Below are 15,082 nucleotides of genomic sequence, written 5' to 3' on the forward strand. Positions count from 1 at the left end.
GTATTTTCCTAATGCAGGCGTGGGCTTGTGAGGGACAAAACGGCAATATTTGAAACGTTACTATCCAGGATTTCTTCATACGACTCCAGACATGCAAAACCAAGGAACTCGCCATTCGCCTGGCATAGCACGCGCTCCCAGATATTATTCTGATCTTTATAAACCACCAGCCTCGGGAGGCCGTGAATGAGTCGGCTTAGTGCCGGCAAGAACCAATCAATGGCATCGCTGACACTGCAGTGCTCAGTCACTGTCGGGTCTGAACGATCCCGGATCTGCAAAACCCTAAAGTCGCCTAATTGTTCGAGCTTAATGTCCACCAGCACTTTTTGATCTCCGCTAATGACTTCCAGCCCTTTGAATGCCTTGTTCATATCCCACTCTTGTATTGTTACGGTTAAAGCCTCAGGCCACACCTTTGGCATAGACCGCATTCTCGCTCAATACCACGGTGTGGGCTGACGTAGCCTGGCTGAACTCTGTAGCCGCGGAAAACGTTGGTTGGTTTATTTGATAAAATGTAGGGGCCAGACTCTGATAGGGACAATAGCCAATATAATCATCATCAGTTCCAGGTGAAGCTGCAGACAGGCTGACAAGGGTGCCACGGATAACAGCATGAACATTTTTGCAATGTCGCTCCCTGACTCTCTCCCGCCCCTTTTTCCCAACGACGAAGACACAGTTTGCTAAGGTGAGTTCGGAAGAATGCCCCACTACCCGACCATAGTTGTCGCCTTTTTCCCTACTACGGATTGAATAGACTCGCTTACCATTCTGGCTTTTGTGCAGGTTCAAATATACATCCACAGAAGTCCCGATCATAACGTGCACCCTCACTTTCTTTGTGGGGTTATTCATCAGATTCAGACCGAGTTAAGCCCTTCTTTTGGTTGCTATTGTCTTGCTGTGCCACTGCATAGAATATAGAGACCTTTCAGATGTCATCACCCAGGTAACCGCCTAAGCAGGTGGCATTTGGCTTACAGGAAGTTTGTCATAGCACTTGCACTGTACAAATCTCGTAGCTATAGTTTTAGACGCTTGGCCTATGAATGGGCCGTTAAGCACCATCTCTAAACTTTATTTTTATAGGAGATGGATATTATGAGTAATCATAACCATTCTACAATGCGTCAGACACTGAAATGCAGAGATGTCATTTCAGTAGGTGATTCCTGGTTCCGCTACGAAGATAACTATGTAGATGATGGTCAACGTGAAGTATTGATTGTCACGCCCCGCACTAACAACCCTAAAGGCCCCGTGTGGTTAAAACCGCACTTAGCGCGTTCCGGCGATAGGGTCGAAATTTTTAAAAACGTATTCATTACGTTCACTGACATTTCCAAGAAAAGCAGAATTCGCTTAATGATCGAAGCTGATAAGAGTATCCCAATTACTAAGGGGTATCCTTACGAGCGAAACCTAAAACTGATCCATTCTAATAGTTAAACATCAAGTGATGTTGTATACCGATCCGGCTGTCATCGTTACGTGGTGACAGTCGGGCTCTTTAACATGGCGCTAACTATAACTTCGGTTGTGTTAGAGCTGGGAATTTAATCAAAGTGTCTCTTTTGGAAGGTGATTTATGCATATGAACTGGGAAAACCCTCATCCTGACATCGATCAACTAAACATTCTAAATTCTCAAAACCCAAAGCTTCAGAAAGCGATAAAGGAAATTCAGATGGCTACAGCTTCACTAACAGGGCCTGAAGCAATCAAAATTCTAACTGCGATTGCAGCTGAGGTTAGCTTGGCTGTTGAAAGTCGTAACGACACAAAAGAGATAAAAGAAACAAGTACAGCATTAAAAGCAGCACTCAATTCAATGGAGGCGGTGAACTACCCACTTGATGGTTAGCTCAAGCAGGAAGGCACAGTACTGTAGTCTGTCAGATTGCACTATTGAGACATTGATAGGAAATTACCCGTGGCACATGTGTGTCGATATCTGACACAGGCTGTGAGTAACTGAAATAACTATTAAAGATAAAAGGGAGCCTAAGGCCTGTCTCTTATACACAAGTCCCCCGCCTCATGGCGGGGGACTTTTTTTTTGAACTCTTTTTCTTTATTGCGATCCGATCTTACACAATATGAGTAAAGGTCATCATCATGATAGAGAATTCTACTTTAGAATGGGCTCAACAAACCTTTTCGCATGCCAAGCTTGGCGATTCTAGACGTACACAACGACTAGTCCAATTAGCCAGTGATATGGCATCTAATGTTGGAGCGTCTATTGTGCAATCCTGCCCTAATCCTGCTTCTGTTGAAGGGGCTTATCGCCTCATTCGTAACCCTGATGTTGAAGCCAATGCGATAGCTGAAGCCGGTTTTGCGGCAACAACTAACGAGGCTGAAGCGCATGACTTATTACTTGCCCTTGAAGACTCCACCGCTCTAACCTACACGCATAAAAGCCTCTCTAATGAACTTGGTCACGTGAACTCGGGAAATCGAACTCGAGGGATGCTAGCTCACTCTGTTTTGCTGTTCGCACCACGAGAGCAAAAGGTTGTGGGACTAATCGAACAACAGCGGTGGACGAGGGATATTGCGACTCGAGGCCGGGGGCATAAGTTCGTTAAGCGACCGTATGAAGAGAAAGAGACCTTCAAGTGGCAACAGGCATCAACCACAATGTCTGAACGTTTAGGTAAGCTCCAAGTCCGGGTCATCTCTGTGTGCGATAGGGAGTCAGACATCTACGAATACTTGCAGTACAAGCTTACCAGTCAGCAGCGTTTTGTTGTGCGCTCGACCTATAGTCGCTGTATTGAAGAGAGTGGCTATAAGCTCCATGACTATGCAAAGGAACTATCCTCAGCAGGGCAGCGAATTATCCAAATTGCTCAACGAGGTGGCCGTAAAGCGCGTAAAGCAACATTAGATGTACGCTTTGCCCCGATTACGATTAAGGTTCCGGCTAATAAATGTGGTAAGTCACTTTCTCTGTATTATGTTGGTTGTAAAGAGCAAGGTGATAGCAACGAGAAATTGGAGTGGCACTTACTGACCTCAGAGCCTGTGACAACGACAGCGCAAGCCCAAGAGATAATCAGTTACTACGAACAGCGCTGGTTGGTTGAAGAGTTCCACAAGGCGTGGAAAAGCGATGGAACCGACGTTGAAGCACTACAACTTCAGTCAAAGGATAATCTGGAAAGGGTCGCAGTCATTCAAGCGTTTATCGCTATCCGCTTATTACAACTTAGAGCTGATAGTCGAAAGCAAGAAAACAGTAGCTGTGAGTCTGTCTTGCCCGGAATATGCTGGAAATTATTGTGGGTCAAACAAGAAAATAAGCCCTTACCATCGACAGCCCCAGACCTAAAGTGGGCTCGAATAACACTAGCTAAGCTCGGCGGGTGGTATGACAGCAAACGAACAGGACGGCCTGGTTGGACCGCCCTGTGGCGAGGCTGGTATAAATTAGCAGCCATTCAAGAAGGATACCTTATGGCCCAATCTTTTATCTCTGGTGAGATGTGATCAAGAGACAGCCTAAGGCTCCCTTTTGTATACTAGGTTTCTCTATTTTTCATAGAGCGGTTTGACTGTGCCATAAGGCTCGCCGTCATCCCAATGATATTCGGTATCCTCGCAAACACTCCCGAACTTAACACGTCTTCCGACAAAGGCCTCTCCGTTCCAAACGGCCTCATCGAAATTTCTTGCTTCACAAATATAAGTTTTACCAACTACCAATTTGTCCTTTGTTAAGTATTTCTCATTGCGAGTGATCTCCTGACGCTTGTTATCCATGATTCCCCCCTCAAAGAAAAACCGGCCCGAAGGCCGATTACGTGTACCTGGTATCAACTATCCTTACAGACAATTTCACCATCGATAATAGACACCGTTATCTGGTGGCCTTCAAGTTTAATGCGAATATCGTCATTCATTGCACACTTCAGCACCTCGCAAAGAAGATCGGCTTTTGTCTTGCAGCGAAGCTGTACCAAAACATTCTCCAGCCACTCCTCTCGTGTTTCGAGAAGATGATCATTTAACGTATCATCATCAACGAAATACTCGGAATGCTGTATAACTAGCCCAGTACGCTCATTTGCAGGAACGATATGCCGGTCCCCATCGAAGAACGCATCACCGTCGATAACAAACTCGCCGAAAGGCCCCGATAGTGTATAGCTCTCACACAGCTGCAGACGTGTATAGTTGATTGTCTGCACTGGCTGCGGGCTGTTGAGCACCACTTCAATATCATGGTCGCTCAGGGACTGCACATGCTCATTCAGCCAATGGTTTTCTGGCAAATTACGGCATAGTTCCAGCGCGCCAACCTCGCGGATATACATTGGCACCGTGAATGGTTCTTCAACATCCCAACACTGGTCCTCAAACACTTTTTTCGACAAAATCTCGTCACGGTGAAGGACTTCACCGACCCAGCTACGGCCAGTATGCTGTGTCACTGGGGACGGATACTCTTCAGTGTCGAAGAAAAACCGCGGTGGCAAATAATCGAAATTTACCAACATGTCGGGTAGATAAACAGACAATAGTTCTTCGTACTTATGTACAAAAGCCTTGTCATCCGCCATCTCGGCTCGCTGTACCATGACTTCATTTTCCACCAGCTTCTTGACTGCTGTATTGACCTTATTACGAACTACTTCCCTATCAAGAATGGCGTCACGGTCAGGCATTCTCGCCTTCACTTTTGTCGAGTCCAGCTTAACGATATTGACGCGGTCATAGTGGCGAATAAAGCCCATATTGGACACACAAGTCATTTCGTGCGCCTGTAGATAGGCCGCAGTAGACAACGTCAGTTTGGGATTGATATAAACCGCACCCAACTCAAACTGGCACTCACGGTAGCCTTTTTCCAGAAGAGAGGTATTGCTCAGTGGTCTCTCCAACTCTTCACCGTTGAACCAGACTTCAATCTCCTGCGCGGTTGCAATGCAATTGAGGTCATACTTAATCTGCTCAAGCCCTTTCAGGCCCATCAAGATGATCTCAGTACCTTCACATTGTTCAGCCTCGACAATCTCAATCGGTTCGCCGGCTAGTATTGATGCTGTGGAAGCTTTGATAGACTTCCCCTTGCTACGGATTTCAATCGCTTCACAGCAATACAGCGTGATAATAAAGCCGAAACCAAACGCGTCTTCTGCGTCAATGGTCTCTTTATCCCAGCCGCTCTGCGCTACAGTCAACACCGATGACAAATCATTGATCCCGCAGCCATAGTCACGAACCACGAGATCATTTAACATCACGCTAAACTCAATCTTGTTCGAACCCGCACGCCTGGCATTCTGGATCAGCTCCCCAAAAACCTTGCGGCGATCAGTAAAGATATTTTCCAGCTTGGCGAGGAAATTATTGGTATTAACTGAAAGTGATACAGTTTTCATTAGTGTTACCTCTCATTGATTAAAATATCGAGGACACACCATTCCCAGAGGGATCAATCGGTGGCCCTCTGGGTTCTGATAAATTCGTTTGCTAAGGATTAACCCCTTAAAACGAGTTTTACTAAATTTGAGTTAATAAAAGCATGAGTAATAAACCTTGCGGTCATTACTTAGTACGTTACGTACCAACCGAACCGCATGCAGAACTTTGGGTATATCTGCATCATGGTGAGTTCCCCAGCGGGGATTGCATGCTTCCTTGTTAATCGCTCCATTCTTAATAGTCGATTCAAGCTCATCGAGTAGCTCTGATGTGATTTGCAGACACCTTTGGTTCAAAGGGTACTTCTTGCCACTTCTCTGCCACTGCCTTGCCATAAAGCCCTGTAATACAGGTATTTCAATATGACTAGCTATCACCTTCAGATTTCTTCTGGGTTCTTCTTGTGGTTCAACAAGCCAGGATTGATATAAGCACATAGTGGTATCTCCAGGTTAGTAAAGGGAATTGGAACGAACGGAATCATCCTCAGCCATTAATCAGCAGCTAAAGGATTCGAGCCGGTATTCCTGATAGTCAGGGTGGCAGAGAAAGCTCTCTGACCATTTCCGCTCCACTTTGGTGAGACCCACCAGTGGCAACATATCTACGATGTAGTAAGCGATTTCCAAGCCCTCAGCGTTGAAAAAATGCCAGCTGAACAGGGTTTGACCATCTACCACATACCGTCGGGCAGTAACTGCGCCCAGATCAATTGCTTCAAGCAACATACCAGGGGCAAGCCGGACTGAATTTAAAGCCATATGGTTAAGTGATTTCATGTTGTGTTCCTCCAGAAAGTTACCGGGAAACACATCACCCCTCTCGGGAATAATGTTTCCCGGTAGGGTAGAAAACCAAAACAGGTTTAGTGGGTTAAGACGTTACGCGAACGGCAGAGTGAATCGAAATCGAACAGCTTGGGTGACACTGCCGTTTTTCTCTCTTCACGTTTACCGCGAGCTCGCTCACGTTCACACGCCCGGCAATGGCTATAACATCCATCGCAGGCGGCTTTGTTGCAGTTGAAAAACTCACGCGTGTAAGGAAGAAAGTCATCGCAGCGCTGGCAATAACGCTCCAGGCAATCTTCTCCAAATCGCATCAGGTTCTTCTTCCGGCGCATTTCGAATAACCTTTCGGTTAAAGTGAATGGCATCGGGGTCAATGTAATGGCAAGCTCAAAAGGGTTGAGTCCTAACCTTTCGGCAATCTCTTCCACTGTCCTGCCTTCACACTGTAGGTGGCGAATCTTGACCATATCCATAATCAGCCTCCGTAACCGCAACCTTCAAAATGCTGAACGGTATAGTCAGGGCCAACAACTTCATGGTCCTCACAGTCATCATCATCGTCATCCTCTTCAGACGCCACAGGCGCCCACTCAAGAGAATCAGATGCTCCGCTGATAGCGTTGCCGTCTTCATAGATATAGAATCCCGTGAAATCACAGCCCTGCTCAACGAAGTAATGATTGACGGTAAGACTGAACTCCTCAGATAGCCTTTGTCCTAGCGGTAAAGCCGGTGACCAGGCTGACTCGAAATAGAAAGACAGCTCACGGCCCTCACGTTCTACATTGTGAACTTCCACAATCGACCACTTTGTACCGCAACGGTTAACAGCATCGTCATACCCGGAGCTAACGCCCTTGAGAAATTTGCCGTTAAATCCGTTGAGTTCGACCAAAACAGACGGTGGCACAATGAGATCGATGTCCAAGTGGCCATCACATCCCTCACCTTTCCATTCAATTTCCGTGTCGAACCAGTTGCTACAATCAGCACTGCCGAACGATCCCGTCCAATCAAACTTCTTCTCGGCAAAAATTGCTTCGCAACGTTGCTTTTGATTATCCGTCAGGTCGTCGTATTTCAAAGACGATATGCCGGTCTGCAGGTAGAGTTGGTAGATCGTAAACACGTTATCTGTATTCAGTTCAGCGTTGGCATTGAGCATGTCAATCCACTGCTGGAAAGCCTGATTGGCTGTATTGTCCTCACCGCCACCGTTGCTGACTAACGCTGGGTAGGGATCGAACTTACAGACCTTGGTTGGCTTTAAAATACCTATCACGCCAGCTATGAATATCTTGATAGACATGTCACGGGCAGCTTTCTGATAGGACTGAATAGTTCCATTGATAACATTTTCAATGTAATCAAGATGCTTTTCGTCACCAGTAATGATGAGTTTGTTATTACACCAATTAGGCATAAGGGAATCCTCCAGTTAAAGAGTTGTATAGGGATATACAGGGGTTATTGACCGAGGTATGCGGTCAGGCATGAACGTCGCTGGGCGACGGTGACCAGAGCTGGGTCACGGCAGGGTGTCAAAGTGATATTGACGGTTGGAGTAGTAATTATTGAGCACCGGCAAGATACCGGTACTCATTAGTCAGGGGATATTTCGTGATTAAGGGGTATCTTAGGCAATCTCGGGAGACTGGAGGAGGTAGTGCTGACGCCCGGGCTTGCGACTCAGTACGTCAATGTTGGCAATCATAATTTCATCCGGTACTGCCGGCTTACCGTATATTCTTTCCAGATAATCAAGCTTGTGAAGAATTTGAATATAGGCTGCCGCACAATTCACAGGGTTAAGTTCCTCGCAGATATACCGGCACCCTTTTAAAGGGTTGTCATCGTCAATGCGCGACAGGTAAGTATCCTCGATCCTGGCCATTGTAATGCTGCCCGTGCCCAGGCATGGCTCGTAAAAATCATATACCCGGCCACCAGCGAGCGATGATAGTAAGCGGCTGACCTCTGCCGGTGTGGGGAAAAACTGCTGGTGCTTATATATCCCCATCTCGCCAAGCAGGTCGCCAATAGGATCGTGATACCCGGTGGCCATCAGGCGTGAGAGCTCATGGCTGAGTTCAATAGCTACGCTGTTAAAGGCGTCATTTTCAAACTCAGGCCTTGATACTGGATATAACTCGCTGTGTCTGAACGCCCACTCAAGGATGAAGTGCGAAAAAGCACTATCCATTGAAAATCTGTAACGCCACTTCTCGATAATATTAAGGGCTGACGATAAAGATGGCTTGGTCTGGGTGATCGGTAATGTCATGTGTATATCTCCCTGTCTGTCCTGGTCTGGAGATACACCAGACAAACGAAATAGATATACCGGCGCTTATAATCACAGGACATTCACTAGCAGAATACGTAATCTAAAAAGGCTCTTATTCGCTAGAGTTACGTTGAGCGCATTAATAAAATAGGTGGCGGTGATAACGAATAAATAATCGGTAAGCTCGATTTTGGAGAGAATGAATGATGGTTGCTATTGGAAATAAAAGACCCGATACGGACAGTGACGGCAAGCAAATAAGAGATAGTGATTTAATTACGATCAGCTCAAACGGTAATACCGTCTATGTGATTGTTGATGATTCGGTTGAATACCAGGCTCGGCCAGCCAAACCTGAAGACTGTAGCAATAAAAAGTGGCTTAGTCGGCTTGATTGGAGTACAGCGACGCTAATCGAGTCACGGGGCGGGGATCCGGAAGAGGAAATTGATGAAGGCGGGATTGAATGGGGTGGCTAAAACACCATAGACACTTCTGCTCTCACTGAAGATAACTGAACCCGGGCATATGCTGTGGCACCTGAGTATTGTATCGGCTTAATCCACGCCCTATACGATACCACCAACGTACAATTTCTGATCAATCAGTGAATTAGGTATTGCAAGTTATCGAATACTGATTATTATTCGTGACGCCTGAGGACATACGAAAACTATGGACAAAGGGTATCTGGCGAGATACTGCCCCGCTCACTTTCGGTCAGTACGCAATCACTGCATTCGACATTCGCATTTTTGTTATGTGCAGGTGTAACGAGCGGAACACGACGGCACACGAGTAATTAAAAATGCAGCAAATTCAAGTTACCAATAAAGCAGAGCTTTTCGCCTTCCGTCAATATTTCAAAGAATTCCTGTCCAAAGAGTTAAGCCTCGATCTGGGTGAGCGTAAGCTAAATGAAAAATGCGCACATTTTCTTGGCTATAAGGACTGGAACACTGCTGTCGGGATGTTATCAGACAAGACAGCCAACCCTCTTCTTAAATACAAAGACCGCCTTATCACATTGATGTGTGCTTCTGGCTTTACAACCGAACGTAATATTGCAAACGTCGTTGTTGATATTCACATATACGGTGAAAATGATTTTCTCGGAGGCATGAATTATCACAGCCTATCGCGTGAGGATGCTTCAATTCTTGGTGAGGTCTTATGGTGGTTAAACACAAAGCCAGAAGATAAGGAAAGCAGCGATGTAATGGCCGAACTAAGGTCTTACGAGTCTAGCAAACCCTACGGTATAAAGAGTACCGATGAACTGTTTGAATACTATACGGGATTAGGCCTGACTGTTACTCCCGAAATTAAGAGAAAAGCGGCCTGCTTACAGCTAACGGAGGGGAATATCGCATTCGTGCCCTTTCCTCACGTTAACGAGGAGCACTGCGGTGTTTATGGCCACCATGTAATAATTAACGGAAAACAGTTCTCTGATTCCTTTATAGTGAACACCAATAACCATGAAAAGAAGAAGGTCGTCGAATTTCGTAAGCCAATTGAAGGTATTGAGGTCAATGTAGTGCTTAGTGATCTTCTTCGACTGACCGAGGATCACCAGATTTAAGTTAATGGTTAGTCATGCTGCCCAATCGGGCAGCATGAAATTAGATTTAAAACAGTGTCACAATGCTGATAATAAAGCCGATAACTCCCAACACGCCGCCAATCGTCGCTAGACGAAATGCCAGCTTGTTGTTCAGCTCCGACTCAAACCACAACCAGCGTCCGATCTCGACCATATTTGCTCGCCTTACGACAAAGCGACCTTCACCGTACTTGGCAAAGAGCCCATCGATAGCGTCATAGTCGAGAGCCAACGTGTGCCTCTGTAATCCTTTAACAGTCCCAGGGTTCCCCATTACATAACGGACCACCCAACGGCCATTTTCCAGATTTTCAATCACCACAGGCTCGCGGCGAAAGAACTTGGTTTCATCCTTGCGCTGACTGTCGATATTGCTGTTCTCTACCCTGACAATCATTGCCCCGGCATCATGATCGGGGAGCCGGATGAGATTAGTCATTTCCATCATCACGCGACCTCCTTGTTATTGATGGCAATAAGCTGCTCGATAGCCTGCTTCATAATGATTTCCATCACCGGCTGCTTGCCTTTAAACCACTTGTACCATACCGTCCAGCTTGTGGTGGTCGGGCAGTGTGGTGCAGGCACCAAGCCAAGTGTCGTTACATTACTGTCACCGAGCAGTGCTGATACTGCGTCAATCAGTGCCCTAGCAGAAGCAAAGCGCTTCACGTCAAATGGCATTTCATTTGCCAACTTCTCGCACTCACTTCGGCCAATGCTGGTAATCGAAGTGTCAGTGACAAGAAAAATGGCAATATTGCTCTGACTTAACCAATGGGTTACCAGTCGAGGATCAACACCAGACTTAATCGGGAACAACTGACTACCAGCTTCTTTCAATACCCACAGCCAGGTGCGCTTCGGGTATTTGTTCATAAGCAGGTGATCAAGGTCCAGGTCATCCTTGAATACCTTTGGCAGGCCAACAAGGGTCGAGATGTTTTTCAAATCTTGTAGATTCATGGGGATTCCTCCAGTTGATTCTCTTTGATGTGGGTGCATCAAAGGTAGGGGTAACTTGGGAGTCGAAAACTCCCAAGAAATAAAGCTGCGCCAGGTTATTGCTACTGCAAGATGTCCCGGCCAGCCAATTACTTAATAACGTAAGACGTTAATTACTTGGTTAATACGATGCCATTGTGTGTTTGCACATCACCACAGGTGTAGAGGTAAACGCCATAAACACCATGTTCCAGGGACTTAATCTCAGCACCAAACTGAGCGTTCCTGTAGCAAGGATCTATTACGTAGACGGGACCATCTACATCCATCACACCGATCTGCTCCAACTTACCGTTCAGATTGAAATCCTGAACAAAGCCGGTGTAGACCATGAGCGAGTTCTCATTGCCAAGCACCGTGAATCGTCCATCACCATAATGGGTACAGCTGGCCACCGAGTTCTCGATAATGCCTGCCCCATTAGGTTTATAAAGCGTGGTATCACAGGCTCCTTGAAGTGACAGTTCTTCGCACAGTGGAAGAAGCTGCATGTCCAATAAGCCTTGGTCCTCCAGCTCGTTAAGCGACAACTCATCTATCGCTGGCGCTTGCCAATTACGCAGGTACTTCTTATCAATCTCGCGACCGTCCACATGCATGGGCTTTCGCTTATCCTTGAACTCGCCAGTATCACTAACCAGTTTCGCCAGACCTTGAGATCCAGTGATTACAAACTGGCCGCTATCGACACAAAAGGCTGCTAGCTCGGCAATATTGCTTAGATTATTCATAATGGTTCTCCAGTTTTTACATAGGCATTGGGGAGGAAAGTTAAAGAATGCCCGGTATTGGGAAGTACCGGCGCAGCAGTCCATAGCAGTGATGAAATGCCTTCTTTTACTTTGTGTTTCTGGTGATATAACGTCGCGTTAATACCAGTGGGGTAAATAAATGGTGCAGTCACATATTTGCTAATAAGCGTCAACATCGATGGTACAGCTACGCTGAAATCCATGACTTTCCAAAAACACCTCTAGGCGAACACGAGCAAATGTTATTCCACTACCGATAGACTTATCGCCTTCTCGATTTGAATAACGCTCTTCTTCTTTAAGCTCTTCAATAAATGCTTTCAGAGCGGCCTGTGAAATTTCCATCTTCACTCTCCTAGATACGGAATTATTGATGCTTGAAGGTTTTTAAAACCAAAAGCCCGGTTAAATACGGCATGAAACAGCCACAGTTCAAAGGCGTTCTTTGGCCGGCACTCGATATCAAGCAGCGGTCGATCGCGATACCAATCCTTTGCAGGGCTAGTCTGGATGTCTAACGCAGCCAGAAGGGATAACCCTTTCTCGAGATGATACTTATCAAGCCAGCTAGCCGGTTGATTTTCTTTTCGGCTGACGATCGGCGGGAACGGTGCCTTATCGCTATCCCTAAGCAATGATTTAATCTTCTTAATCCATCCTTCAGCCGTCGAGTAACGACCTCGGGGTTGGATATTTCCTCCTTCGATATCAACCGCCCAGTCAATACCAACTCGCCTGACCAGCTCATCAAATGTACCTACACCAAGAAACACCCAGTCTCTGGCGCGCTTGTTATCGCTGTCATAGACATTGGAGCTCCCGATTTCGGCATACAGAAGGTGAAGGTCACAATTGGGCAGGCAAAAACCATATTTCTGGTAAAACGCCGATTGCACGTTGTGCTTCTCAACGCCCATAAAAGTGGTGGCTTGGTCCATGATCCGGTGTCCTTCAACGACGCCCGAACGGGTACGATAGACAATTTCGTAAGACATAGATTGAGTTCCTCTTTAATTTGAGTAGCGCTTGGCTATTGCCAGCACGGATTGAAAACGGCGAGCACTGTGGTTGATCCACTTGATCGCGATTTGTTGGTTATCAGGTTCCAGCACAGGAATGAGGTTGAGTAACAGACGGGCATCTGTACTACTGATCTCTAGCTGGGTATTGTCGGGCCACGACATGATGACCTTTTCCGGGTTACTGCAGTGCGCAACAGCGTGCAATGTTGATAGGTTTTCCATGGCTCTCTCTCCGATAAGAATAAGAGCCAATTCCCTTTCGGGTAGATTAGCTCCCGGCAGGGTGGATAAGTAATTGGTCGAATGGATGCGACCAGGCATGAACGTCGGTAACCGACGGTGACAAGGACTGTGTCACGGCAGGGGGTCAAAATAATTTGACGATTGGAAACTTAATTATCAGATACCTGGTTGGAGGCTTAGGCAATTAAGCGAGGTATTTTGCGTGATTAACTAAAAATGAAAATGCCCCGGCTGAAGCCAGGGCATAATGCATTAGTCAAAAACAACATCAGGTAATATGACATCATTTTTAAGGTTTACCATGTCCACCAGCGACGGGGCACGGCCGAGCTTTATCATCACATCCACCAGCTGGCCAAAATCAAGCGAGTAGCCGACCACAAAGTCTGTTGCGGCACTGGGGTTAATAATTTCTAGCGTCGGATCGACAAATGTTCCGTCTTCCAACTGCAAGATCGCATGCTCAAATGGAATGTGGTGAAAACCAACACCGACCACATACTTCATATTTTTATGTACCAGCTGCTCCATTAACCGCCGGCAATTGTCATAACATTGTTTCGGCTCGACAATCTGCTCTGCATAACGACGGATACTGCCAGGCATTGGGGTTATGGCTGTTCTATAGACCGTTTTCGGATCCAGGCGGAACATCGCACAGGCTAAGGCTAACTTACTCATGGGGATTATTCTCCAGTCATTTTGGGCAGCCCTCTCCCCTGACGGGAGAAAGGCTCTCCCGTCAGGGGGTAAATTATTCGTCTTCGACGATAGTGATTAGGGTGTTGCAGCAATCGCAGTGGAATTCACCACAACCATCATCAATACAATGGTCATTGAAGCATGTCGGGCACTCGATAACCGAGTCGATGACAGGTGCTAATGCGGTGTGCTCTACCTTCATTTCACTCTCAAAAGGACTCAATGGTGTATCCATAGCAAATTCCTCTAAACGAGCAGATTAATGTCACTGGATGTTGAAAGGCAGCATGGCAGGACTTCATCTCGGGCCAGAAAGCCAATCGGTTCTCGGAAGTATTTTGCTTCGCCGTTGGCTTTGACACGACAGCTACCACAATACCCCTCTCTGCAATTGGCATTGACTGCAATTCCACGACTCTCCAGTAACTGCAATGCAGACTCGTACGGCGAGATAACTAGCTGACCGTTAATGCGCATAATGGACTACCTCTACTTTGTCACCATCATTGAGACAAACACCCAGCTGGCGCCCATCGGCCCAATTGGTATGGATAGTTCCCAGGTCATCGACGTAAGTCACCTTGCCGATTTCGCCAAGCGGGACCGGGTATTCATCATCCATTTTTAGCAATTTGATGACGGTGCCCTTTTGGTACATGCGCTTGATGTCGTGGCTCGACAACTGTGGGCAAATCGACGTCCCTTTTATCCAGAGGTTCTGGTAGCCATAACGCCGAAGGACTTTTCTGTCCGCTTCAACCGGCTGTACGAACAGGCCTTGCTTCGACAGAAGAAAGCCATTCAGTCCATCCAGTTCTCGGGCAGAGTTGAACCACTTTGCTGCGGATTTGGCAACAAGCAGGTCTCGTTTACGGCGAGCGAATGTAAAGCGGGTGATGGCGCTTTGGTATGTGGCCATAGCGCTGTGCGCAAGGTTTTCGTTAAGTAACAACATAGTGCTTCCTCCAGTTTTTAGTACAAAAAACGCAGAGGAACGGCACCCAGGCAGGGATTGGCTCTCTCTGCGTGGGCAGGTTGGGATGTTGACCAAGTGTGTGTGGTCAGGCACGGACATCAATAGACGGCAACAGGTCTGGGTTGCACCAGGGTTTCAATCAAAGATTGAGAAGTAACGTATGAAACTATGGCGGAGGATCGATGGTGCTATATCGGATTAGTGGGGGAATTTTTCGTGATTCGTTCGATTTCTTATTAAAGTTAATATGAACAAA

General features: G+C 46.6%; 25 protein-coding genes. 5 read left to right on the forward strand and 20 right to left on the reverse strand.

Annotated elements, in window-relative coordinates:
* Nucleotides 1-8: 8 nt before the first annotated feature.
* Both Q0852_RS19955 and Q0852_RS19960 read right to left on the reverse strand, forming a co-directional pair.
* Nucleotides 9-374, reverse strand: coding sequence for a hypothetical protein (locus Q0852_RS19955; RefSeq protein WP_299021229.1), 366 nt, complete (start codon nucleotides 372-374; stop codon nucleotides 9-11).
* Between the two features lie 31 nt (nucleotides 375-405).
* Nucleotides 406-825, reverse strand: coding sequence for a hypothetical protein (locus tag Q0852_RS19960; RefSeq protein WP_299021231.1), 420 nt, complete (start codon nucleotides 823-825; stop codon nucleotides 406-408).
* A 282-nt stretch (nucleotides 826-1,107) separates the two neighbouring features.
* Here Q0852_RS19960 and Q0852_RS19965 point away from each other — a divergent pair, with 282 nt between their 5' ends.
* The 3 genes from Q0852_RS19965 (at nucleotide 1,108) to Q0852_RS19975 (ending at nucleotide 3,504) form a co-directional block, all read left to right on the forward strand.
* On the forward strand, nucleotides 1,108-1,455 hold the full coding sequence (locus Q0852_RS19965; RefSeq protein WP_299021233.1) for a hypothetical protein: 348 nt from the start codon (nucleotides 1,108-1,110) through the stop codon (nucleotides 1,453-1,455).
* Between the two features lie 145 nt (nucleotides 1,456-1,600).
* On the forward strand, nucleotides 1,601-1,870 hold the full coding sequence (locus tag Q0852_RS19970) for a hypothetical protein (RefSeq protein WP_299021235.1): 270 nt from the start codon (nucleotides 1,601-1,603) through the stop codon (nucleotides 1,868-1,870).
* A gap of 254 nt (nucleotides 1,871-2,124) precedes the next feature.
* Complete coding sequence (locus Q0852_RS19975) at nucleotides 2,125-3,504, forward strand: IS4 family transposase (RefSeq protein WP_299021237.1); 1,380 nt, start codon at nucleotides 2,125-2,127, stop codon at nucleotides 3,502-3,504.
* A gap of 42 nt (nucleotides 3,505-3,546) precedes the next feature.
* On the opposite strand, the gene Q0852_RS19980 is transcribed toward Q0852_RS19975, so the two are convergent.
* The 7 genes from Q0852_RS19980 to Q0852_RS20010 all read right to left on the reverse strand — a co-directional run bounded on the left by Q0852_RS19980 (nucleotide 3,547) and on the right by Q0852_RS20010 (nucleotide 8,517).
* Nucleotides 3,547-3,777 (reverse strand): hypothetical protein, encoded by a 231-nt coding sequence (locus tag Q0852_RS19980; RefSeq protein WP_299021239.1) that lies wholly within the window; start codon nucleotides 3,775-3,777, stop codon nucleotides 3,547-3,549.
* A 53-nt stretch (nucleotides 3,778-3,830) separates the two neighbouring features.
* Nucleotides 3,831-5,399 carry a hypothetical protein gene (locus Q0852_RS19985; RefSeq protein ID WP_299021242.1) on the reverse strand — a complete coding sequence of 523 codons (1,569 nt, stop codon included), beginning with the start codon at nucleotides 5,397-5,399 and terminating at the stop codon, nucleotides 3,831-3,833.
* 132 nt (nucleotides 5,400-5,531) lie between these two features.
* Nucleotides 5,532-5,879 (reverse strand): hypothetical protein, encoded by a 348-nt coding sequence (locus Q0852_RS19990; protein ID WP_299021245.1) that lies wholly within the window; start codon nucleotides 5,877-5,879, stop codon nucleotides 5,532-5,534.
* A gap of 60 nt (nucleotides 5,880-5,939) precedes the next feature.
* On the reverse strand, nucleotides 5,940-6,221 hold the full coding sequence (locus Q0852_RS19995; RefSeq protein WP_299021247.1) for a hypothetical protein: 282 nt from the start codon (nucleotides 6,219-6,221) through the stop codon (nucleotides 5,940-5,942).
* An 86-nt stretch (nucleotides 6,222-6,307) separates the two neighbouring features.
* Nucleotides 6,308-6,706, reverse strand: coding sequence for a hypothetical protein (locus tag Q0852_RS20000; protein WP_299021249.1), 399 nt, complete (start codon nucleotides 6,704-6,706; stop codon nucleotides 6,308-6,310).
* A 2-nt stretch (nucleotides 6,707-6,708) separates the two neighbouring features.
* Nucleotides 6,709-7,656, reverse strand: a complete 948-nt coding sequence (locus tag Q0852_RS20005; protein WP_299021251.1) for a DUF1281 domain-containing protein — start codon at nucleotides 7,654-7,656, stop codon at nucleotides 6,709-6,711.
* 213 nt (nucleotides 7,657-7,869) lie between these two features.
* The gene (locus Q0852_RS20010; protein WP_299021252.1) at nucleotides 7,870-8,517 is read right to left on the reverse strand and encodes a hypothetical protein; all 648 of its coding nucleotides are present in this window, start codon (nucleotides 8,515-8,517) and stop codon (nucleotides 7,870-7,872) included.
* A 206-nt stretch (nucleotides 8,518-8,723) separates the two neighbouring features.
* On the opposite strand from Q0852_RS20010, the gene Q0852_RS20015 reads away from it, so the two are divergent.
* Both Q0852_RS20015 and Q0852_RS20020 read left to right on the forward strand, forming a co-directional pair.
* Nucleotides 8,724-8,999 (forward strand): hypothetical protein, encoded by a 276-nt coding sequence (locus tag Q0852_RS20015; protein WP_299021254.1) that lies wholly within the window; start codon nucleotides 8,724-8,726, stop codon nucleotides 8,997-8,999.
* A 329-nt stretch (nucleotides 9,000-9,328) separates the two neighbouring features.
* Complete coding sequence (locus Q0852_RS20020; protein WP_299021256.1) at nucleotides 9,329-10,105, forward strand: hypothetical protein; 777 nt, start codon at nucleotides 9,329-9,331, stop codon at nucleotides 10,103-10,105.
* Nucleotides 10,106-10,151: 46 nt separating this feature from the next.
* Here Q0852_RS20020 and Q0852_RS20025 read toward each other — a convergent pair whose 3' ends face one another.
* From Q0852_RS20025 to Q0852_RS20075, 11 genes are all read right to left on the reverse strand, one after another.
* Nucleotides 10,152-10,574 carry a hypothetical protein gene (locus tag Q0852_RS20025; protein ID WP_299021258.1) on the reverse strand — a complete coding sequence of 141 codons (423 nt, stop codon included), beginning with the start codon at nucleotides 10,572-10,574 and terminating at the stop codon, nucleotides 10,152-10,154.
* Entirely contained in the window at nucleotides 10,574-11,092 is a 519-nt protein-coding gene (locus tag Q0852_RS20030; RefSeq protein ID WP_299021261.1) for a hypothetical protein, read from the reverse strand. The genes Q0852_RS20025 and Q0852_RS20030 overlap by 1 nt, the downstream gene beginning before the upstream one ends.
* Before the next feature lie 152 nt (nucleotides 11,093-11,244).
* Entirely contained in the window at nucleotides 11,245-11,862 is a 618-nt protein-coding gene (locus Q0852_RS20035) for a hypothetical protein (RefSeq protein ID WP_299021263.1), read from the reverse strand.
* A complete protein-coding gene (locus Q0852_RS20040; protein WP_299021267.1) occupies nucleotides 11,859-12,086 on the reverse strand; it encodes a hypothetical protein in 228 nt (75 codons plus the stop codon). The genes Q0852_RS20035 and Q0852_RS20040 overlap by 4 nt, the downstream gene beginning before the upstream one ends.
* Complete coding sequence (locus Q0852_RS20045; protein WP_299021270.1) at nucleotides 12,043-12,228, reverse strand: hypothetical protein; 186 nt, start codon at nucleotides 12,226-12,228, stop codon at nucleotides 12,043-12,045. Before Q0852_RS20045 ends, Q0852_RS20040 begins: the two co-directional genes overlap by 44 nt.
* A gap of 2 nt (nucleotides 12,229-12,230) precedes the next feature.
* Nucleotides 12,231-12,878, reverse strand: a complete 648-nt coding sequence (locus tag Q0852_RS20050) for a hypothetical protein (protein WP_299021272.1) — start codon at nucleotides 12,876-12,878, stop codon at nucleotides 12,231-12,233.
* A 15-nt stretch (nucleotides 12,879-12,893) separates the two neighbouring features.
* Nucleotides 12,894-13,127, reverse strand: a complete 234-nt coding sequence (locus Q0852_RS20055; RefSeq protein ID WP_299021275.1) for a hypothetical protein — start codon at nucleotides 13,125-13,127, stop codon at nucleotides 12,894-12,896.
* Nucleotides 13,128-13,400: 273 nt separating this feature from the next.
* Nucleotides 13,401-13,829 carry a hypothetical protein gene (locus Q0852_RS20060; RefSeq protein ID WP_299021277.1) on the reverse strand — a complete coding sequence of 143 codons (429 nt, stop codon included), beginning with the start codon at nucleotides 13,827-13,829 and terminating at the stop codon, nucleotides 13,401-13,403.
* A 73-nt stretch (nucleotides 13,830-13,902) separates the two neighbouring features.
* Entirely contained in the window at nucleotides 13,903-14,085 is a 183-nt protein-coding gene (locus Q0852_RS20065) for a hypothetical protein (protein ID WP_299021279.1), read from the reverse strand.
* An 11-nt stretch (nucleotides 14,086-14,096) separates the two neighbouring features.
* Nucleotides 14,097-14,327, reverse strand: coding sequence for a 2Fe-2S iron-sulfur cluster-binding protein (locus tag Q0852_RS20070; protein ID WP_299021281.1), 231 nt, complete (start codon nucleotides 14,325-14,327; stop codon nucleotides 14,097-14,099).
* Complete coding sequence (locus Q0852_RS20075) at nucleotides 14,317-14,805, reverse strand: DUF4314 domain-containing protein (RefSeq protein WP_299021283.1); 489 nt, start codon at nucleotides 14,803-14,805, stop codon at nucleotides 14,317-14,319. Before Q0852_RS20075 ends, Q0852_RS20070 begins: the two co-directional genes overlap by 11 nt.
* Between the last annotated feature and the right edge of the window lie 277 nt (nucleotides 14,806-15,082).

The sequence above is a fragment of the uncultured Photobacterium sp. genome (assembly GCF_947502415.1).
In the GTDB taxonomy this organism is placed as follows: domain Bacteria; phylum Pseudomonadota; class Gammaproteobacteria; order Enterobacterales; family Vibrionaceae; genus Photobacterium.